12 protein-coding genes and 3 pseudogenes are annotated in these 22,033 nt (G+C 46.7%); 7 read left to right on the top strand and 8 right to left on the bottom strand.

Annotated features, from left to right (window positions below; translation table 11 throughout):
- Window positions 1-12: 12 nt before the first annotated feature.
- Complete coding sequence (locus GWP43_RS08000; RefSeq protein WP_162663723.1) at window positions 13-1,167, bottom strand: galactokinase; 1,155 nt, start codon at window positions 1,165-1,167, stop codon at window positions 13-15.
- Window positions 1,168-1,230: 63 nt separating this feature from the next.
- Here GWP43_RS08000 and lnt point away from each other — a divergent pair, with 63 nt between their 5' ends.
- From lnt to GWP43_RS08030, 6 genes are all read left to right on the top strand, one after another.
- Window positions 1,231-2,940 (top strand): apolipoprotein N-acyltransferase, encoded by a 1,710-nt coding sequence (gene lnt / locus GWP43_RS08005; protein WP_162663724.1) that lies wholly within the window; start codon window positions 1,231-1,233, stop codon window positions 2,938-2,940.
- 205 nt (window positions 2,941-3,145) lie between these two features.
- Entirely contained in the window at window positions 3,146-4,327 is a 1,182-nt protein-coding gene (locus tag GWP43_RS08010; protein WP_162663725.1) for a DegT/DnrJ/EryC1/StrS aminotransferase family protein, read from the top strand.
- A 62-nt stretch (window positions 4,328-4,389) separates the two neighbouring features.
- On the top strand, window positions 4,390-6,522 hold the full coding sequence (locus GWP43_RS08015) for a molybdopterin cofactor-binding domain-containing protein (protein WP_162663726.1): 2,133 nt from the start codon (window positions 4,390-4,392) through the stop codon (window positions 6,520-6,522).
- 1 nt (window position 6,523) lies between these two features.
- Window positions 6,524-7,003 (top strand): (2Fe-2S)-binding protein, encoded by a 480-nt coding sequence (locus tag GWP43_RS08020; RefSeq protein ID WP_162663727.1) that lies wholly within the window; start codon window positions 6,524-6,526, stop codon window positions 7,001-7,003.
- Window positions 6,993-7,841: an FAD binding domain-containing protein gene (locus GWP43_RS08025; RefSeq protein WP_162663728.1), complete on the top strand. Its 849-nt coding sequence runs from the start codon at window positions 6,993-6,995 to the stop codon at window positions 7,839-7,841. The genes GWP43_RS08020 and GWP43_RS08025 overlap by 11 nt, the downstream gene beginning before the upstream one ends.
- 44 nt (window positions 7,842-7,885) lie before the next feature.
- A complete protein-coding gene (locus GWP43_RS08030; protein ID WP_162663729.1) occupies window positions 7,886-8,785 on the top strand; it encodes a hypothetical protein in 900 nt (299 codons plus the stop codon).
- Between the two features lie 74 nt (window positions 8,786-8,859).
- On the opposite strand, the gene GWP43_RS08035 is transcribed toward GWP43_RS08030, so the two are convergent.
- The 5 genes and pseudogenes from GWP43_RS08035 to dnaX all read right to left on the bottom strand — a co-directional run.
- Window positions 8,860-15,300 carry a hypothetical protein gene (locus GWP43_RS08035; RefSeq protein WP_162663730.1) on the bottom strand — a complete coding sequence of 2,147 codons (6,441 nt, stop codon included), beginning with the start codon at window positions 15,298-15,300 and terminating at the stop codon, window positions 8,860-8,862.
- 462 nt (window positions 15,301-15,762) lie between these two features.
- A pseudogene (gene recR / locus GWP43_RS08040) lies at window positions 15,763-16,354 on the bottom strand (recombination mediator RecR).
- A pseudogene (locus tag GWP43_RS08045) lies at window positions 16,354-16,667 on the bottom strand (YbaB/EbfC family nucleoid-associated protein). The pseudogenes recR and GWP43_RS08045 overlap by 1 nt, the downstream one beginning before the upstream one ends.
- Entirely contained in the window at window positions 16,664-17,236 is a 573-nt protein-coding gene (locus tag GWP43_RS08050; RefSeq protein WP_162663731.1) for a DNA polymerase III subunit gamma/tau, read from the bottom strand. The pseudogene GWP43_RS08045 and the gene GWP43_RS08050 overlap by 4 nt, the downstream one beginning before the upstream one ends.
- A 131-nt stretch (window positions 17,237-17,367) precedes the next feature.
- Window positions 17,368-18,531 (bottom strand): annotated as a pseudogene (dnaX, locus tag GWP43_RS08055) (DNA polymerase III subunit gamma/tau); the annotation flags it as partial.
- 125 nt (window positions 18,532-18,656) lie between these two features.
- Between dnaX and guaA the strand changes: the two are divergent.
- Window positions 18,657-20,204, top strand: coding sequence for a glutamine-hydrolyzing GMP synthase (gene guaA / locus GWP43_RS08060; RefSeq protein ID WP_162663733.1), 1,548 nt, complete (start codon window positions 18,657-18,659; stop codon window positions 20,202-20,204).
- A gap of 70 nt (window positions 20,205-20,274) precedes the next feature.
- Here the strand turns inward: guaA and GWP43_RS08065 are convergent, their stop codons facing one another.
- The gene (locus GWP43_RS08065) at window positions 20,275-21,171 is read right to left on the bottom strand and encodes a nucleotidyl transferase AbiEii/AbiGii toxin family protein (RefSeq protein ID WP_162663734.1); all 897 of its coding nucleotides are present in this window, start codon (window positions 21,169-21,171) and stop codon (window positions 20,275-20,277) included.
- The gene (locus GWP43_RS08070) at window positions 21,164-21,769 is read right to left on the bottom strand and encodes a type IV toxin-antitoxin system AbiEi family antitoxin domain-containing protein (RefSeq protein WP_162663735.1); all 606 of its coding nucleotides are present in this window, start codon (window positions 21,767-21,769) and stop codon (window positions 21,164-21,166) included. Before GWP43_RS08070 ends, GWP43_RS08065 begins: the two co-directional genes overlap by 8 nt.
- Between the last annotated feature and the right edge of the window lie 264 nt (window positions 21,770-22,033).

Below are 22,033 nucleotides of genomic sequence, written 5' to 3' on the forward strand. Positions count from 1 at the left end.
TTCGTTTCTCCATCATAGTATACGAACCCCGCCGGAAGGTTTAACTTTATAATACAAAGGCTTAAAACCGAAAATTCGTTCATAATCACCCAATTTTTCAATATAGGTTTGGATATCGTTCGCCCTCAGGATACTGTATGTACATCCGCCGAATCCCCGTCCCGTCAGACGCGAACACACAATGTCGTTCATATCGGGTGCGACAAACTCCATCGCCCGTTTAACAAGCCAATCCAATTCGGGGCAAGAAATCTCAAAGCGGTCGCGTAAGCTTTCTTGAGAGCGCGTTACAATACGCGAGAACACAACCCAATCGTTTTTCTTTAAGGCGCTGATAGCGTCATCGACACTTATCGACTCACGGATAATATAGAGTACCCGCCGACGCACCGATTCCGGGATGGCAAGCTCTTCAAGATCGCTTTCGGCAAGCTTACTAAAATCATTGGGAATATCAGGCATCTTTTTAACCCGCTCGTAGGCCTCCATACATTCTTGGATTCTGTGATTCAGTTCCTCGCGCGCCAACAGACGGGGAACCCGCGAATCCGTTAAAATAATCCGATAGTTATTGATGGGAAACGGATAAATATCGGCTGTCTTCCGCCGATGATTTGTTCGTATACAGTGTCCCGCCTTGGCATATAACGCGCACAGAATATCCGCGCGGTGAGGATAGGTTTTCAGGTGCTGCACATTTGCATTTTCTAGAATATCTACGAGATCAGCCTTCGTAAGCCGCGGCGCAAATACCTTCCGCAATGCCATCGCCGTTGCAACCTTAAGCGCATTCGGCGTACCGAGCCCTGCATCCGCCGGTATTTCGGAAAGAATGGTAAAATTGAGCCCTGTCATCTCAATCCCTTGATCCATAAACGAAAGAATAACAGCCTTTATCGAATTTGCCCAACGATCCTCTTTACGATACCGAAGGTTGGCGGCTGCAACTTTTTTCCGCTCTTTGAGCGATAAAGAAAGAAAGCGATAATTGGCGTCTTTTCTTTTTGAAACGCAAAGATACAGATAATGATCGATCGCCATCGAAAGCGTATTGCCCTGTGCAAACCATGTATGTTCACCTAAAAGGTGGAAGCGCCCGGGAACCGCAACGGTTACTTCCGGCTCGTCTCCATATTCGTCTACATGAAACGGTAGAATCTTCTGCATACTCTCTATAATATCCCTTATATTGAAACAATTCAAGAAAAATGATTAAATTACCTCAAAATTATGTCGGTTATTTCATCTTTTCTAGCGGTTTTATGCTCTGCGGTGCTGCTTTCACTCGGGATACCGAATGAATACCTGTATTTTGGGTCGGCTTTCTTCGGCGTTATTGCACTGATACCGTTATATACCGCCTTTTGCCGCTGCCCTGCACGACGACGCACTGCATTGATGTTCGGCGCAATGATAGCCCTTGTCCACCTGTGTTCAAGCTTTTGGCTGGCATATTTCGAAAATTTTGCAATTTTTACCCTCGGCGCTTCTACCGCCGCCTATTTGTTCCTCGGCTTCCTTTTCGGGCATTGGTTTTATTATGCAATGAAGCTGCCGTTAGGACTACGCCCATTCGCCTTTGCCGGTTTGTGGACACTCTGGGAATGGTTTAAAGGCAGCGGCTTTGTCGCATATCCCTGGGGTAGCCTTTCGATGACGACATTATCGCTGCGTCCGCTCATTCAAATAGCCGATATTACCGGCGTATGGGGAATTACCTTCCTTGTTGCATTGATTTCCGCGCTCCTTGCAGAAATAATCAGGGCAACGGCAAAATTAACCACCGGTTTTTCCAAGCCGCACGGCAGACCGTTGCTACGGCCGCTGGCATTTACGGCTGCGTTGTTAATACTGATCAACGGGTACGGACTTTTCCGCATATATCAAAAAAGGACGCCACAGCAAAACCTCCATCTTGTGTTAGTGCAGCAGAACACCGACCCGTGGGGCTACGGCCTCGATCTGTTTTTTGATAACCTGTATGACACCCAAAAACTTACCGAAAAGGCAATTAGCGAATCTCCGGTTAAACCCGATCTTATCGTATGGAACGAAAGCAGCCTTGCATACGGCTACGACCAATTTCAAGATTATTATAGGCGGCTTCCCTTTAAAGAGTCCTTCACCGATTTTTTGCAGCGGATGGATATACCGATTCTAACGGGTTCTCCGCTTTTACAGGATGCCGAAAGAGAAAAATATTCGAATGCCGTCTATCTTATTGCGCCTGACGGAACGGTGCTCGACACTTATTCAAAGATACAGCTGATCTGCTTTGCGGAATACATTCCCTTTATTGACCATCCGTTCGTGCAGCGTTTTTTTGACTCACTAGTCGGTTTTTCATCAGGATGGGCGCCGGGAACGGAATATAAAGCGATGGCATTCACCGCGCAAAACGGAAATGATATCCGGTTCGCCGCGCCCATCTGTTTTGAGGATGCCTTTCCAACGCTCTGCGCCGATTTGCATAATCAAAAAAGCAATATCCTGATTAACCTAACGAACGATTCATGGTCAAAAACGGCGAGCGCGGAATACCAGCATTTTGCCGTCGCCTATTTCCGTGCAATTGAACTGCGAACGCCGCTTGTCCGCTCTACCAACGGCGGCTTTACCTGCGTTGTTGATCCTGCCGGAAACGTTACCGCGAGCCTTCCGCTCTTTACTGCGGATGCATTGAGCGTTTCCGTACCGATCTATCCGTACCGCCGGACTTTTTATGCACAATGGAAGGACTGGCTGCCCGCGCTTTTTTTAGCGATTGCGCTTATCTCCGCTGCAGCATACCGGTTTAGCCCCGCGTTTTGTAAAAAAGCGGTGGTGTATATGGAACATCCGCTCGCACGGCTCTCCCGCGCCGCACGAAAAAAGCGACAACAAAAACGGCTCTGGAAAAAGGTATGGTTTAGAAAACGGCGGAAATCGGACGCATTATAGGCTTTTCACTCCTGCATTTTCTCTAAGCCACTGACAAATTTAATGGAGATTCATTTTCTGAACTTATCGACCGCACAAACTTTCGATATACAGAAAGCCCCTATCGAAAAACGGCAAAAACTGATAAACTGATCACAATTGATAAGAGTCCGCATTTTCAAAAATAGTAATATCGGATACAAAAGTTTTTATGGGAGATATAATCATGAATACACCAAACCAAAATCCCGCACGGGAGATACCCTTTTTTAGGCCGTCGTTCGACCGCAGGGAAGAAGAAGCGGCAATCCGCGTGCTGCACTCAGGCTGGTTGACGACCGGCAAGGAAACGCTCGCCTTTGAAAAAGAGTTTGCCGATATGGTACATAGCCCGTACGCACTTGCAGTTAATTCCGCGTCAAACGGATTGATGCTCGCAATGGAAGCCTTCGGAATCGGCAAGGGAACCAAAATACTCACCAGCCCGTACACTTTTGTATCGACTGCAACCAGCGCCTTGCACCTCGGCGGAGAAGCGATCTATGCGGATATCGAAGCGGACTCCTACAGTATCGATCCTGAAAAAATCGAAGATAAACTCAAGCAGGATAAAAGCATTAAGGCGATTGTGCCTATCCATATCGCAGGGAACCTCTGCAATATGAAGGCGATTAACAGCCTCGCCAAGAAATACAACGTCGCGGTTATCGAGGATGCAGCCCATGCCTTTCCTGCAAAAACAGCGGACGGCTACGGCGGCACCTTCGGCGATGCGGGCGTGTTCTCTTTTTATGCCACCAAAACCATCACCACCGGAGAAGGCGGTATGATCTGCGTCCGCAATCCCGAAGCGGCGGAACGCATTAAGCTGATGCGCTCCCACGGTATCAACCGCACAATATGGGATCGCTACACCGACAAACACGCCAGCTGGCAATACGATGTCGTTGCGGAAGGCTATAAATGCAACCTGCCGGATATTTTATCGGCAATCGGCAGAGTACAACTGCAAAAGGCGGAAGAGTTTTACCGGAAACGGAAGCTCATCGCCGAACGCTTTACCCACGCCTTTGAACCGCTCGACTTTTTTCAAGTTCCACCGGACGGAGACGGCAATGCGTGGCACCTCTACCTCCTCCGCATCGTACCGGAAATGCTTTCCGTCGGCAGGGATGACTTTGCCCGCGCGCTGCAGGAACGGGGACTCGGTATTTCAGTCCACTTTATCCCCCACTTTGAACTGACCTTCTTGAAAGAGCGGTACGGGCTGCGCGCACAGGACTTCCCCAATGCCGCGGCGCACTATGCGCAGAGCATCAGCCTTCCGTTCTGGCCGGATATGACCGATGAGGATGTGCAGTATGTCATCGATACGGTAATCGATACCGCAAAGAAGTTCCGCAAATAGGAACCGACTTTTGAGATATCCCCACAGTTTTCAAAAAGCAGGAATTTGACAGGAAGTTTGATATGATAGAACAATTTGTTTCGGATATGAGCTTTGAGGGGCAGCAGTATGCGGTGATTGTCCGTGCTCCCGTACCGTCGGGAATTGTTTCCGCCGTGCATCTGCCGCCCTTACCCGAAGGCTATGCCTTTTACGGAGCAGCGCAGCTGCCTGCTCAAAAAACGATCGACATATTCGAACATTCGCTTCCTCTTTTTGCAGCGGACGAGATAAACTATAAAGGACAAGCAGTCGGAATCCTCACCGGTGATAATGAGGCGGCGCTTGAGGCACTGCGGAAGGATGTCACAATAGAACTGGAGCCGATACCCGAAGACAGCTTTGAAGCAGGGCGGCCGCATACGCTGTTCGACTATCCTATCGTTGCACGGGAGGTGCGTACTGCCGGAGATATTGATTCAATCTTTGAAACAGCCGCTTCAACCGTATTCTCATCGCTCAAAATAGCTTCGCAGTATGCAGCCCGTTCGGAACCGTTTTCCGCCGTTACGGTGTTCCGCGAGGACGGACTTGACATCTATGTGCCTACCCAGTGGCCGTTTCATGTCCGTACTGCGGTAGCAAAAGCGACCGGGCTTGCGGAAGAAACTGTTGTCGTGCACCCAACCCAAACCGGCGAAACATTCAATGAGCTTTTATGGTTTCCGTCCCTCCTCGCCTGTCAGTGCGCCGTTGCAGCGGTGCTGCAGCGGAAAACCGTTTCGCTCAACCTGTCAGCGGAAGAGAGCAGAGCAGCCGCACCTAAAACGCCGGAGATGATTATCGAACATCAATCGGCGCTGTCCGATACTCATTCGATTGCCGCAATGCAGATTTCGATTATTGTCAACGCCGGCGCCTGCTGTCCGCTTATCGGCAACATACTCAAGCAAATGGCCGCCGCTGCATTAGGGCCGTACACCGTACCGAACTACCGGATCGAGGTGCGGGCATCAAAAACAACGGGAGGTCTTATCGATATTCTCGAAGGATGGGGCGACTACTACGTGTCAAACGCACTGGAAAACCACATCAACAAAATTATTCAGGATTACAATCTCTCTCCGGCAGAATGGCGCATACAAAATATGTCGGACAATTACGGCACCGTTTTTTCAAGCCTCTTCGAACTTTTGACCGGCAAAAGCGATTTTATCTGTAAATATGCCGCGTATAATGTTTTTAACCGAGGCAAAACGGATAAACGGGACGGGCGGTGGCGCGGTATCGGATTGGCAGCGGGCTTCCAATACAGTGGATGCGCCGCAGACTTCACGTATACGGCAGAACTGACACTGGACGTTCACAATCGGCTTTTTATTAAGGCGGAACCGGCGGAAGACAATGTAAAAAGAGTCATCAGGAAGCTGGCTGCCAAAAAACTGAACATTGCCGAATCCGATATTACCTTTGCAGGTCTTACGACTGCAGATATGAACGAGTCCGGACCCGCAACTGCCGACAACACCGCCGGTATCGTTCTTCCCCTCGTTGAGCAATGCCTGCACGATTTACAGGAGCAGCGATTCCGCAATCCGCTGCCGATCAGTATTTCGAGAAGTACCCGCACCCCGCACCCGGATGCCTCACAACCTAATACCTCGCAAGCCGATGTTTCACAGTCCGATGTTCCGCCGCTCGATACTCCGCAGCCAAATGTTTCATCGATAGAAAATAAAACAGAAAATAAAACCGGCAAAAATAGTGTTCCGTTTATAGCCAAAACGCCCGCTGCCTGTATTATCGAACTTGAACTGGATACGGTTTGCTATGAAATACAAATCCGGAAAGTGTGGTTCGCATGTCATCCCGGAAAAATCTATGAAAAAAAGCAGGTTCTCAACTATCTGCGTAAAAATATTGCCGCGGCATTATCACGTACCGCAAAGGAAGCGCTCCCCCAGTCGGAAGCCGAGGATACTCCCCTCCCCTATTCGGAATATCGGATGATACTGCCGACTGAAATGCCGCCTCTTTCCGTGGATATTCCAGAACGGGGAAATTCGATGAGTGCTTTCGATTCATGTGCGCTGAATATAGTGCCCGCTGCCTATCTTGCGGCGTTAAACCAAATACTGCTGCGTGTTCCGACGCGGATAGATACGCTGCCGATCCGCACTGAACGCTTATTTAAAGCGTTAACGGGGAAAAAATAATATGAGAATACGATTTAATCTGAATAACCAAGCGGTAGAGATTGAAACCGATGCCGATGAGCGATTGTCAGACGTGCTGAGGCGGGATTTCGGCCTGCTCAGCGTGAAGAAAAGCTGTATGCAGGAGACCTACAATTCCTGTACGGTGCTCTTAAACGATCATGCGGTGCCGTCCTGTATAATTCCCATCTTTGCCGTATCGGGGCAGAATATTATTACATTTGAAGCCTTTAGCACTACGCAGGAATATAAAGATATTACCACCGCGTTTGAAAAAGAAGGCATTACGCTGTGCGGTTTTTGCTCTGCGGGTACCCTTTTAACCGCTCACAGTATTGTGCAAAAACACTGGAACCCCACCGACGAACAAATACGCGATGCCTATATCGGAACCGTGTGCCGGTGTACCGATATTGTTTCGATCACCGCAGCGTTAAAACAGGTATGCAGATCAAGGAGGAGCAAGCGGCATGAAAAATAATTATATCGTCAATACCGCAAAAAGCATGGCAGAGCTGTATACGCTGATGCAGAACAATACCGACATTACCCCGCTTGCCGGCACCACGGGATTGCTCAAAGATTGCCATACCGACCGTTTCCTCTTGCCGGAATCGATTTTATTCCTAAAGAATCTTCCCGAACTTGAAACCATCGCAAAACGGGAACGCTTCATAGACTTCGGCGCAGCCGCAACCCTCAATACCATTTTAGAACTGGGAGAAAAAAACGTACCGCAAATTCTCTATCAGGCGATTTCCCTCGCGGCCAATCCCGGTGTCCGTTCACTTGCAACCATCGGCGGAAACATCGCGCAAGCGCCCATGCAAAATTCCTGCCTTATCCCGTTAATCGCGCTCGATACCAAAATCGAAATACGGACACGGAAGGAAACATTTTGGATGCCGCTGATTCAGTATTGCGACGAAAGCAGCACTGTACTGCGCCAGAGCCCGCATATTATCCTCCGTGTGCGCGTTCCCTTTGAAGAATGGACTATTTCATATTATAAGCGGCTTCGACCGATCGGTCATATTACTACCGATACCGCCTCTTTTGTATTTATGGCTCGCACACAGAAAAACCTGCTTTCCGATGTTAAACTGCTGTTCGGCAGCACTCAGCTGATAAAAAGTAAAGAGTTTGAAAACCTTTTAACCGGAAAGGGGCTCCCCATCGACCGGCGAAGCGTCGGCGCATTGATGAAAGAAACCGAAGATATTTTCAGCGATACCTTTTCCGCTGCGGAGATATCCGAATTCCAAAAGGCGTGCTTTTTCAACTTGATTGAAGAGAGTATCTACTTACTGACCAATTAAGCGTACATTGTATCAGAGTTGCTTCTCATGCTAGTATCAACATTATGTTACGGCATACAATACTTTTTATATTACTACTATCCGCCTACACCGCTACAGCAACGAATACACACATACAAGGCCGTATTCCTTCTCCGCTGTACGGTATAACGCTTGATGATGTTTCAGAGCATTCTATCACAGCTATCATAGATGCAATTAAAGCACTACCGGTAAAACCGACAGCACGTATTGTTATTGATGCTGACAAAAAGCCGGCTGATTTTGTTTCACTTCTCGCCGGTATTCACGAAGTCGCGTATATTATGCTTTGCCCATGCGATTCGTATGATATGGCTTTTTATAAAACAGCCGAATCCTATAAGGCGCGTTTTGCCGAATGTGTGGCATATCTCACGCCGTACGTAGATATTTGGGAAATCGGAAATGAAGTCAACGGAGAAGGATGGTTGGGCGATTCGGAGAAATTGATTGCCGAGAAGGTTTATACGGCGTGGAAATACATACATCAGCAAGGTTTTGCAACGGCACTTACCGCATATATGGCTGATCCGGATTCTCAAAGTATAACAATGGAGGACTGGCTTTTAAACTATATTCCACCTGATATGCGGAATACACTTGATTATGTATTAGTCAGTTACTATGACGATGATAATGACGGTAAGCATGAAGAATGGCAGAATATGTTCAAAAATCTGTATACTATGTTTCCTAATTCTTTGTTTGGATTCGGTGAATGCGGGTTTGCAAAACCACACAACGCAGGAAAAACCTTCAATACCCAGGCAGATAGATATTATCGTATGCTCCCCTATAACCACCGCTATATCGGCGGCTATTTTTGGTGGTATTGGCAGGAAGACTGTATTCCTCATAAACAAAATTCGCGCTGGAACAAAATAGCCGATAATTTTTTGTGGATGAAAGAACAATACCGCTAAACAAGACAATACAAAAAGGGCACCGTTAAAAACTTCCGTTGATTAACGGTGCCCAAAACTTTTTACCAAAACTTTTATTTTACATATTTCACGACACGGTATATGCTGCCCGGTGTATAACCTACCGCCGCCTTCCATGTTGTTACACTCGCAGGAGCAACGGCAACACAAGCACGTGCATCGCCGGCACGATGTTTCATTGCAGCAGTCATAATATTCCATGCACCTTTTTCATTTTCAGTGCCATTAGACTTCCATGTTTTTACCAAACCGGCATCGTAATACGCAATTTGAATGCCGTCATACGCATTTGTTTTACTCAAATATGCAACGTAGGGGATTGTACCGTCCATCGTAAGCTCTACCCGTGAACCGTTTTCCGCAACGACAACGCTTTTTTCGAAAGTATAAGCGGCAACGGTAGTTCCCGTATTTTTATTTGTAGACTTTGTATAGCAAATCTGCCCTTTTGTATTGCGGAACACAATGTGCAAATAACCGGCAGAGTCGAATTGTGCAGCAAAGTAATCTTCAGCACGCCCCGTATTAACATCGCCTGCGGGGAGTACCTTTTGTACTTTCCAATTTGCAGCTGCTGTAGGTGTTTCGGCATCTGCTCGTGCAAGCCGCAGCGTACCGGTATCGACATCGGCATAGATAACGACCGGCCTGTTTTTTTTGTCCAACGCAAGAGCGCAGTATTCGGCTGTACCACCGGTACGTTGAAGCCCGTTTTCGAATTGACTATTCGAAAGTACCGCAACAGTACCGACTCTCTTTAAATTAGGATCGGGTGGTAGTACATCCGGGAGAGTACTGCCGTCCAAATCTACCCATGCTATTTCACTGCAATTATTTTTATTATCTGCAGGCTCCTGCCATTCGTCCTCACCATTGTGGGAAGTAATATCCGCATCCGTCGTTCCCGACAGAACCGATGAGTACTTAACGGATGCTGCCATAGTATCATAATACGCTATATGTATGTTATTATTTTTCCTTGCAATACGGAAGTTCTTAAACTGCTGTAATTGCTTTTGGTGATAAAAAAGTTCAAACCGATATATTTTCCCGCCATTACTATGAAAAAATTTCAAATCCGGCGCATTGGCATCATAGCAGTATAAGCCTCCTGCTCCGTAGATGTTCGCCTTCCAGTTTGCTATAGCACCTGCATGATAATTAGCGGAATATAAAATATTTACCGCATTCGCGCCATTCACGCTTATCGCAGCCTCTTCCGGCGGATCATATCCCCAATAAACGGATTGAGGCGCGCCGCCTAACTTTGAGTAGTATACTTTGGATTCGGAGTAATTGCTAAATGCTGCATATAAATCTCCGTTAGAACCCATCGCCATACTCGGATATTTCGGATTATTGCTGCCTGCGAAATCCTCATCGTCTTTCCATACATCGATTGTCAAATCGTCAGTCCAATATCGAGTTTCCGGACGGTTTTCAATATCCTGCCGGTTATAGGGCTTGCTGTTGTTACTCTTATTGTTAATAGCTTCTACCGCCGGTTTTGGTCCGGTACCGTCAGGATCAACAGTAATAACAATCGGACCGGACTTTGCTGCAGCAGGAAGTGTAAACTTATTACTTGCTACAGCTTGTTCACTCGTTATATTCGGAATTTTCACTTTTACGGCGACGCCTGTTCCGCCAAGATTAAATCCTGTAACCGTTACCGTATCACTGTGCAGCAGGTTGTAAGCACCCGATGTGGAACGGTTGGTATTATAGGTGTCCGGACGTTGTAAGCTCATAATGAAAGGCACAACGTTTACATTCGTTTTCGCTTCGTTTGCATTATAGCCGTACACAAAAACGTCGTTTACATCAACGGGAACGTTGTTTTCCAGCGTTACTTTATTACCGGATACGCTTGCAAGGCGGGTAAGATATTGCTTTTCACCTTTTGTGAATACAACAAATTGTCCCGGATTTTTATCGGTAAAAACATCGTTTTGTGCAGAGTTTTCGTTTGCTCTGTTAACGCCCGTTACGGCATTAGGCATATTCGCTTTGCTGTCCGACGATACGGTTGTTCCGTCGTTTACGGTTATTTTAATTTCTTGTGCGAGACCGACGTTCGTTGTTTTTTCAGTATCCCAATCCAAAGTCCATTTGACGTAATAGCCGAGATAGTCGGCGCCAAGCTTTTCAACGGTCAATACGGCGCCGTCTGAAGCCATAGTTCCCGCCGTCCACTGAGAACCGGTACCGGAAAGCGTAGCCGACAAGGTTTTACCGGGCAGCACCGCAGTAACCGTATGTATCTTAATATTGTCGTAAGCAAAACCGCGCAAAGTAACTTTCCCTGAAACGGACGAATAACTGTTATTATCCGACGTATTAGCGGTAAGGCCTGTAACGGGAGCAATTTCCACGTGTCCGTTTTCACCGCTGCCTTCATACAAAGAGTTCAAAGAATTATTATTCGAATCTTTGCCTTCTCCGTTCCAATAGAACGGAAGCATGACCACCTTAGGCGGATTATTGTCAAGCGCATCAAAGAGCGTATTGATTTTAATTTGGGCAAAAGAGCTCTTTTCAAGCGGGGTTGCGCCGGTCGGTGTACAGCCGCCCTGTGCACTATCCCACAGTTCCAAAACCAATTCCGTTGTCGTTCCAACCGGAGTGTTGCCGATTGTTTGCAAGTCGGTTGCGCTCAATGTTATGTCGCCGTTGCCGATATTTTTCATATCATGCCCGGCTAAAACAGCATTGTTGTATTTCAGACTGTATTTAACCTGTCCCTGTCCGCCATCAAAATTCACCTTTATTTTCGAGTGAGTTTTATCTTTAAATGCAAATTTGCTGCTTGTAAAAGTTCCGATAAAATCGAGATCGGAATTTAAAGAACCCGAAAGAGTTCCGTCGGAGAACTTTTCCGCGCCGCCTATTTTGGTAACAAGCGTTATCGAACTCACTGTGAAAGCCTTATTTTTTACCCGCACATCTTTTTGAGCAGAGTAAACGTTACCGCCATGATCGGTTACGGTGTAAGTGAGTTTACCCTTGCCGTCGGGTATGGTTGATAAATCGATGTGTCCTTCCCATCTGCATAAACCGTCGAGCAGACGGTATATTTTATTTGAAGCATCAAGTTCGGTCATCGTTACGCTTTGCGAATTGCTTCCTACTTCAAGCTTAGCGGTCACCGTTTGAACGCCCGAGCCGTCATCGTTCGCAACGCCGGGAACGATCCAATCATTTCCGCTGACGGCTTTTACCAATGTATCCGGTTTGTAAAGGACATAACTGTATTTTCCGCCGGAAGCAAGAGCGGGGGTAAATGTAACCTTATTACCCGAAAAGCCCGCGGAATTCGTTATACTTACAATTGTATTTCCGACAAGCATTTTCAAACCTGTAGGATTTGACCGTATAGCGTCTGCAAGAGAGGGACTGGTGATGGAATCTGCAGCTGTAGCAAAGGTAGCGTTTGCAACATAACCCGTAAATGTCTTGCCGAAATCACCGATGGGGCTATCCTTATCGAAGCGGAACAAAAAGGAACTTTGTGAAGACAAATGTTGAGCATCTTTTTCCCTGATTACTATTGTAACCGAAAAGCTGTCGCCGGACATACTGCTTATATCGAGCGGGAGATTTAATTCATAGCCCGATTTTCCGCCCGAATTATGATTCGTAAGCCAGCTGGTCGGAACAGCGGTGTATCCCGAATCGAGAGCACCTGCATCCTTTTTTTGATACTTTTTTTCAACAGTACCGTTTTTAAAGGTAATCTTTACGTCCTGTATTCCCGACGGATCAACCAACTTTGCCGTAAGTTTTTTACCGTTTTTAATCCACATGTTCATGTTGTAATCTTGCGGCGATGACGTGCCCGAAACATTATCGATCTTTACATCGGTAATCAGCGGCGCATCTTTGTCGACGATTATTTTTCTTTTTTCCGTCCATTCGCCCCACACATTGCTCGTATTTTTTGCACGAAGCTTAAAATAGACGGTCTGATTTTGATTGGTTGCATGATTAAAAGCGTTATCGGCATTTATGCTGATTCTCCAGTCAGCTCCGTCTTGACCGGCTCCTGCACCGGTATCAGTCGTAATGGGTAATCCTTGTCCACCGTTACACCAGTCGGTTGAACCGAACTTTCCGTCGGTAGCATCATTCGTAAAATTACCGCTGTGCGAAAACCAAATATATACTCCGCCTACAGCTCCCGCTCCACCTTTCGGGACATTTGCGGTTCCGAAAATTTGTATCGTACCGCCCACAGTTGCACCTTCTTGCGGCGAACTCACTTTTACAACAGGTTTTGTTCCGTCGGGATCAAAGAGAATCGTTTTTTCATGTACGGCTTTATTCCCTAGTTCGTCTTCCGTAAAAATGTATAACGGTATTTTTTTGTATGTACCGACAGCCGCACCGTGTTCCGATGAGGGGACGTTATCCAAATTTATGTGAATACTCCACGAACCTTTTGTAGAAGTATCAGGAGCATCTTTCATTATTTTCCAGCCGGCAGCAGTATTTACCGTCGGTGCAGGAGTCTTTTTACCCAATATGTATTTGGTTTTTTCGGGATTTACTCCGGCCCATTCATCGCTGATGCGACCCGAAACGACAATGTCTCCCGCTTGCGGATCGGTTTCTTCAGGATATACTATTTCAATCGTTAGCCCCGTTTTATCGACGGTAAATTCGGTAGTGTCCGTATCGGTTGAACCCGAACTTGTTTTAGCTAAAAAGTGAATTTTATGGATTCCGTCCGAAAGACCGCTTATAGTAACGCCCGCTGCTTTGTATCGCGGATCGGTCGGGTCGGAATTGACCTTTATCAGCTTCTTTGCCGGATCTGGGCTCGCGGTATTCACCGGTGCATCTATATTGTAGTACACCTCGCCTGTCGCATCGATACCGGTAACATCCGCTTCTATATCCACAGTTGTATTTTTAAAGCCTTGCGGACGGATCGGCCGTATTCTCGGACCTGTCCCAACGGCAAGGAAATTTATGATATACATCCCATCGTTTACCGAATTGGAATCATCATATTCTTGAAATTTATGCGATTCTTCATCGATAGTATCCGTTCCTTTAACCTTTACGATATAGTACCCCTCACCCCAAGAAGGATCGAATGTACATTTTACACGTAAGTTTCCGTCAGCTACCGTAATCTTTCTTGCAATCTTATTCGTATCCGTTAATTCGGAAAATTTTACCAGCGTTTTTTCTTCAAGATTTGTGTTGTTTTTAAAGCTATCTTCTCCAGAACCCGTTCCATTCCATTTGAACAAGACGATTTCAATATTACTGCCTGTATATGCGGTAGGATTGGAAGCAATACCATTTATCAGTGAATCCTTATTCTTATTACGAATAAGCTCTACCGGAAAAGCTGTTTCCGTTCCGGTTTTAAATAACATGGAAGTAGCCTGCGCCAAATTTAATGTATTTTTAGGCAAATTTTTTATGCCGATAACCTTAAATCCCGGTGATGTACTGGGATCCAGTTTAAAGGTGCTCCGCTTTTCTTCCATTTTTATCATTGCCGATTTAAGCGTGTTTAAGGCGTCCGTATCGCCGCGCAAGGCCAGTATCTTTTGGTCGTGTTCGTTTTTATTTGAACCTTTTTTACCGGCAAAATAGTCGCTGATTACCTCCGGGGTGTACCCCTTTGCTATAACATCGGTATAAACATCCTCCCATTGATAATACCAATCGGCTTTATTACCTTCAGTTGATGCCCCCCCCCCAGTACGTTCGCGGGCGTTATCATATAAATAAAATTCGCCTTTGAGCGGCTTTGTTTTATCCTTATCCTGTAGCTCATATAAAGGATCTTTAGGATCTGTTTTGCGGAATACTGCAATTTGAGCGTTTATGTTGTTGCCTACAAACATTGTTTGTATCGGTTCTGCTCCGGTAACACGTACATCAAGCTTTTCTACCGTATTTCTTTCGCCAGCTTGCCCTACAACGGAAAATATGGCTCCATATCCGTCCCATGTCACCGGTATTTCGTCTTTACCTGCAACCGTTGACGGCCGCTGCACGATAAACACCGGCGGGGTGTTGTCTATTTTGTAGTTCTTAGTAAATGTAGACGGCTTTCCTCCCTTGTCGGTAACGGTAACGATCGCCGTGTATTCACCGTCGGGGATGGGATAGATCTTTACGAGTTCGTGAGGCGGCGCTTCCGTCCCCGTAGGTTCGTTATCTATGGATACAGTCCACTCTGTACTGTCGGCGCCCGGCTTGGAAAGACTTGCCGGAAAAGAACGCGTGCTGTCTTTCGTTTCTATGTTTTCAAAAACGATTGAAACTGCTCGTACGCCTTCGTCGTCCTTTGCCGTTCCTCTCAAAATAAATGAACCCCGTATCGGCGTCTCACCCGCATCGGGATAGATAATCTCCCCGCTCGGCGGAAGGATGTCGATTTGGCTGCCTAAGCCCGGTTTACAGGTAAAACCTGCAATAGCAGTTAATATAATCAGTACAACAGATATTGCGCGATTCATCTTTTTCATAAGCTTTTTTCTCCGCTCCATTTCGCAAGCGTTCTTACCACGCATACTCCGGTGATAAAAACGCACTATAATAGACCTATTCGATAAATGCGCTTTCGAATAGGTCGACGAGTTCTAAATCGCACAAATAGCACGATTTAGAACATCGCATTTCAAGGTACCCTGTTCAGAAACGGAAGTTTCCGAACAGGTTTAATTTCTCCTGCGCTTCTCTGCGGCAGAACCTTACCGTCTTGCTTTCCCGTCTAATCGGTAACGCATAACCGGCACAACTTTCTGCTATCCCGCCTCTCATATAGACAGCAATAGCTCAGAACTTTAATGTTGTTGTTAATGATAAACTTTTTTGTACGATTATTTTTACAAATAACTTTTAGGGGGGCGGCGGATTACCGCATATATTACTAAATATTGCCTAATATATACTGGTAATTCTGACCTTTGTCAAGCGAAAACTAAATCTTAAATCTTTATCCTGCCTTTAAAGCTGCGCATTAGAGTCAGTTTGTCGGTGTACTCCAAATCGCCGCCGACCGGCAGACCCGACGCAAGGCGAGTAACCTCGACGGGAAGATCGCGCAGCACCTTTTGGATATAAAGGGCGGTGGTATCCCCTTCGATGGTCGGATTGGTTGCGAGGATCACCTCTTTTACCGCCGTACCGTTGCCGATTCGTTTAACGAGACTTGCGATGCGGAGTTGCTCCGGTCCGATGCCTTCAAGCGGAGCGATAACGCCGCCGAGCACGTGAAAAGGCCCCCTGTACTCGCCTATGCTCATCAAAGTAGAGACATCCTGCGGCTGCTCCACGACACAGATACAGGAGCCGTCCCGCGTGGGATCGCTGCAAATGTCACATACGTCTTGATCGGTAAAAGCCCCGCACACCGGACAGGGTCTGATGCTGTCGTGAAGCTTGTAGAGGCTATCCGCCAGCCGGTGGGCATAGGGAGGATCCTGCTTGAGAATATGATATGCGAGCCGGGCGGCGCTCTTTTTTTCCGATACCCGGCAGGCGGCATAAATTGTCGATAAGGTCTTCAAGCGCGTTCATTATGACGGCATTCCTCCCGCAAGTGCAGCGAGCGGTCCCATCTTTTCTTTCAGCGTTTCCTTAATTTTCTCTCTATTGCATCGGTATGGGCGGAGCGGATCAGATCCTGCAGCATCGGGATATCGCGATTATCGACGGCGATTGGATCCAGTTCAACTTTTACCATATCGAAGGTACCGCTCAGGGTTACCTTTACCAAGCCGCCGCCCGAAACACCTTGCACGCGGAGCGATGCCAGTTCTTCTTGCATTTTCCCGAAATGAGTCTGCAAATCTTTTGCGTTTTTCATCAATTCAAACGGATTTATGTTCATTCTTCTTCCTCCGGTTCTTCTTCAACCGCTTTTTTTTGTATGTCAACGATGCTGCCTTTTATGTTACGCAGTACCATCTCTACCCGCGCGGGGACGGCTACTTTTTGCGCCGTCTCTGCTTGAGCGAGCGTTATCTGTATTTTCAATTCTTTGCCGTAAAGCTCGGCTGTTTTTCGGGTTATGATATTCTTTTCTCGCTGCAGCTGCTGCACTTCAAAAGGCGTATGCACGGCCATATACAGCACACCGTCCCGTTCGATCCAGTTGAGCGTTTTAGCGACTGCCGCCGACAACATCGTATGTTCTATGAGTAGATGCTGAACGAGCGCTTCTTTGAGTTCACCGATATTTTGCACACGGGGCGGCGACGGGGTTTCCACTAGCGGCTGCCGCACTGCCGAAGGCTGAGGTACCGTTGTCGGATGGCGAATCTGCGGCGTTCCCTGCGGTACCGGAACATCCCGCTGCAGCGCTGCCGCTCCGGTTGCCGAACGTTGATTATAGCCCGTCGACGCATTGACGGGCATTCCAGTAGGCTGCGTATCGGCTATTCCAGCCGGAGCATTCACCGGTATCCCGGCCGATGCGGTGTTTCCGTAAGTACCGGCAGCTTTCAGCGAAGAGAAGCCGCCGGTCTTAAAAAAGGGGAGGCAGCCCCGCCTTTTTGCGGCGCCCCATTGCCGAGCAGTGCTCTGGTTGCCGATTGAACTGCTGTGGGTACGCCCGCGAGCAGCGCTTGAGCCGCATCAAAGGCAGCTTTCAGTTCCTTTGGAGAAACATAGTCGGAAAGCCATGCAAGGCGGGAAACCGTTAATTCCAGTTCATAACGCGGATTGAGCGAAAACCGAAGATCTCTGAAAAGCTGCAAGAACAGATACAGCGCACGCTCAAGCTGCTGTGCATTCCAGCCTGTCAGTATCTCTTGCGGGAACCGATCCGCGCGCTGCCCTATCAAAGCCTCTTTTGTAATACCTTGTTGTATCAAGAGAAGACTGCGGAGATAGTTGGTGCAGTCTACCGTAAATTGCTCGGTGGAAACACCGTTTTGCAGAATAGTATCAAGGGTGAGCAGCGCGGCGGCGGCATCTTTTTGAACGCAAGCAGTCAGCAAGGCGCCGATCGAATCGGTACCCGTTAAACCGAGCGTGCTCTGTATTTTTTCAAAGGTGATATGCCCGTCCGAGAAAGCCGCCACCTGATCGAACAAAGTGTAACAATCGCGCACGCTTCCGGTAGCCTCACGCGCAATCCAGTACAGCGCCTCGTCGTCAGCTTCAATATGCAGCTCCGCTGCCGCCTCCGCCAATGCCTGTTTAAGCACCTCAACATCGACTAATTTAAAATTGAAGTGTTGACAGCGACTTTTGATGGTTGCCGGAACCTTGTGCAGTTCGGTTGTTGCAAAAATAAAGATAACATACGGAGGCGGCTCTTCAATCGTTTTCAGCAACGCATTGAAGGCGCTTGTGGAAAGCATGTGAACTTCGTCGATAATGTAGATTTTATACCGGCTGGTATTGGGCGGAAAGAGAATTTCGTCCTTGATTTGTCGCACATCGTTGACGCTCGTATTCGATGCGCCGTCTATCTCGATAACATCGATGCTTGAACCCGCCGTAATTTCGCGGCACGAGGTACAAACTCCGCAGGGAGTAGCGACCGTTCCCGTTTCACAGTTGAGTGCCTTGGCTAAAATACGCGCCGAACTGGTTTTACCGCATCCGCGCGGCCCGGAAAAAAGATACGCATGGGCTATTTTCCCCGCTTCAATAGATTTTTGCAGCGTCGCCGCAACAAAATCCTGCCCTAATAAATCTTCAAATCGCTGAGGCCTGCGCCGTGTCGCCGTTACTTGGTACTCCATCCGAGCATAATATCATAAATCGAGGTTTGGATAAAGTATTTACTCACGTAAAAATCTAACGGAAAGCCTTGACATCTGATCGAAAGGCGCCTTGTCTAACAAGTCATACACTGATATAGTACACTATGCACACAGAAAAAATTATTATCCTTGATTTCGGAGGGCAGTATAGCCAGCTCATTGCCCGCCGTGTCCGCGAATGCGGAGTATATTGTGAAGTGCTTCCTTTCGACGCAGAACTTACCCGTATACAAAGTAGTGATTTAAAAGGAATCATCTTAACCGGAGCGCCTGACTCCGTATATGCCGAAGATGCGGCAACCTGCAATCCTGAAATATTCAACTTAGGGGTACCGGTGTTGGGTATCTGTTACGGAATGCAACTGATGACGTATTTGCTCGGCGGAAAAGTGCAGCCGGCAGAAAAAAGCGAATTCGGTAAGACAGAGCTGTACACCGGCAAAGATGCGGCAGGTGCAGCGCTTTGGAAAGATTGTCCGGCAGACTCCATCGTGTGGATGAGCCATAACGACAGCGTATCCGCCCTTCCCCAAGGCTTTACCGTTATTGCGAAAACGGATAACTGTCCTATCGCCGCCATGGCAAATACCGAGCGCAAATGTTACGGCGTACAATTCCATCCCGAAGTCTTACACTCCGTATACGGCACACAAATGCTCAAAAACTTTGTGCGCGGTATTTGCGGATGTACCGAAGTCTGGAACGCCGCAACCGCCGCCGATTCGGTTATTCAGGAAATAAAACGAAAGGTCGGAAACAAAAAGGTTATTTCGGCTCTGTCCGGCGGAGTTGATTCCTCCGTTGCTTCGGTACTGGTACATAAGGCTGTCGGCGATCAGCTTACCTGTATCTTTGTCGATCACGGTCTTTTACGCAAAGATGAAGCGGCACAGGTATTAAAAACATACCGCGAAACACTCGGTCTTAACATCATCCATGTGGATGCCTCCGAGCGGTTCTTAAAAAAACTTGCCGGAGTAACCGAACCCGAACGCAAGCGGAAGATTATCGGTGAAGAATTTATCCGTGTTTTTGAAGAAGAAGCAAAAAAGATCGGCACCGTCGATTTTTTGGTACAAGGAACTATCTATCCCGATGTTATTGAATCCGGCGGCAGTAAAAAGGCGGCGGTCATAAAATCCCATCACAATGTCGGCGGACTTCCCGAAAATATCGACTTTAAGGAACTGATTGAACCGCTGAGGATGCTGTTTAAGGATGAGGTGCGGGCGCTCGGCACGGCGCTTGGTATTCCCGACGAACTGGTTAAGCGGCAGCCCTTCCCCAGCCCGGGACTTGCGGTGCGTGTCTTAGGAGAAATCACTCCCGAACGGCTGCATTGGGTACGCGAAAGCGATGCCATTCTCCGCGAAGAAATTGCGCAGGCAGGCTTGGCGGATTCTATTTGGCAGTATTTTACCGTATTCCCCAATGTCCGCACGGTCGGCGCTATGGGTGACGGCAGAACGTATGACAACCTGATAGCGATACGGGCGGTAACCTCCGTCGATGCGATGACGGTTGAGGTCGCGGAAATCCCGTATCCGCTGCTGCAGAAGATTACGCTCCGCATCATCAACGAAGTCAAAGGCATCAACCGCGTAGTGTATGACATTACGCCCAAACCGCCTGCAACCATCGAATGGGAGTAAAAGAAGCGTATGAAAAGACCTTTTAGCTGAGGCAACAGCTCACAGCTAAAAGGTCTTATAGTCTCCTATGTTAAATCCATTCACAAGAAGAAGCCGACCATTGCTTAGTGTACTCCGTACTCTCGATAGCTGACAGGAACGGAGCTGCCAAGAAAACTTTTATTGTATTAAGCACTGTACCATAATCATCCGTTTTAACGTTAATCTTACGCGTAAAGGCGCCCCACTTCTTCTGCATTGCTGCATCATTATCAAAATTCATTACCTGTTTAAACTGTTCAACAGTAAAGAGGTGGTTACGATTGGCAAAGGTTTCCCTTAAAGCTTCTGACAATACCTGACCGTCAAAATCAAACTTGTTGGCAATATAATAAATATCATAATAGTCCTTCATCCGGCTGGAAAACTCCATCAGACTCAGAACGGCATCGATTTTTTCAGCCACTACGGTTTCAATGGAGTAGGTATTTACTGTCGGAGATACAAAATCAGGAAGTTGGGTCGGAATTCTGCGCTTTTCCTGTTTTGGAACAATAACATCCCCCACACCGAAATCAACACTAAATCTTATTTTAATATTTCTAATGCGAGCGAGAATTGAGGCTCCAATGCCTGAGTATTTTTTGGTAACGGCAATCGGTTCAACATCTTTTATCTCAAAACTTACAAAATCATTATCTGTAGAAACAACGATAATTTCCTCTAAAATAAATTTCAACTGTTCCGGCGTATTAGGTATTTTCCGAAGCAAAAAGTCTACATCCATCGTAACTCTGCTGTCAAACTCTGTAAGAGAATAGAGAAACAAACCGCCCTTTAGTACGAGATTCTCGGCATATTTTGATTTTTCCAAACGGCGCAGAAATTCCTCTTGGCAAAAGAGCTGGAGACACAGCTGATAACTTCTTCCGCTTTCGAGAGCCTTGTTTTTGAGCCGTGCAAGAACGGAAGCTGCAATATCAGCCATTAAGTAACACCTCCATTACATCCATCAATCTTTTGTAGATATGCATTTCCTTTGCATATCTTGAAAGATTACTCAAATTTTTCTTTTCATCGGCAGCGTATGCATTGAGGGCATTGTTAAACATTTCGTTATCCAATTTTGTTCGATATTTAAAACAGTCACAAATAGTGCGTTCACGGTCATAAACAGCAAGTTGTATACCGCCAAAATCTCCACTTGTTTTTCCGATTTCAAAATGAGCAAGCTGTACAAAATAGGTTTTTATAGCAAGAGAATCAATCTTTAACTTTGTACGTGAAAATGTTCGCGGAACGGCAATCGACCATTGCCTCGGTGTAAAGTCGCTATAGTTGTAGTAAAACAGCGCTGACTCCACACAGACAATACTTTCAGGTAGAAGTGCCGCAAGCACCCGTTCTTCTTTTATATCTTTTTGTTCCGAAAGCTGATAATAGCCATGCCTAACGCGTTCAATATAGCCTTTCTTGCATAAATATGCGACATCGTAATAGGAAAGACTCTCAGAAACAAAATCAGAAGCCTTAGCAATACCGTCGGACTTCTCTATGATTCTTTTTATGACTTCTTTTTTATCCACTTGTTTACCAACCTCTACATCACAAGGAAACTTCTAAAAAACTGATTCATAGTCCGCAAAAAGATTATACTATACAAAAACTAAAATATCAACAATTTTCAGTACACAAATTAAAATAACTGTGTAATATAACTTTGCAACTAATTGCAAAACCGCGTGAAATTTGCTATGCTAGGATAGTTGGACATTAATTAATCATATTAGCATGATTACTACTATCAATGTCAAAAAACGGCAGAGAATATCCCCTAAACAAAATATGTT

Source organism: Treponema vincentii, assembly GCF_010365865.1.
Classification (GTDB): domain Bacteria; phylum Spirochaetota; class Spirochaetia; order Treponematales; family Treponemataceae; genus Treponema.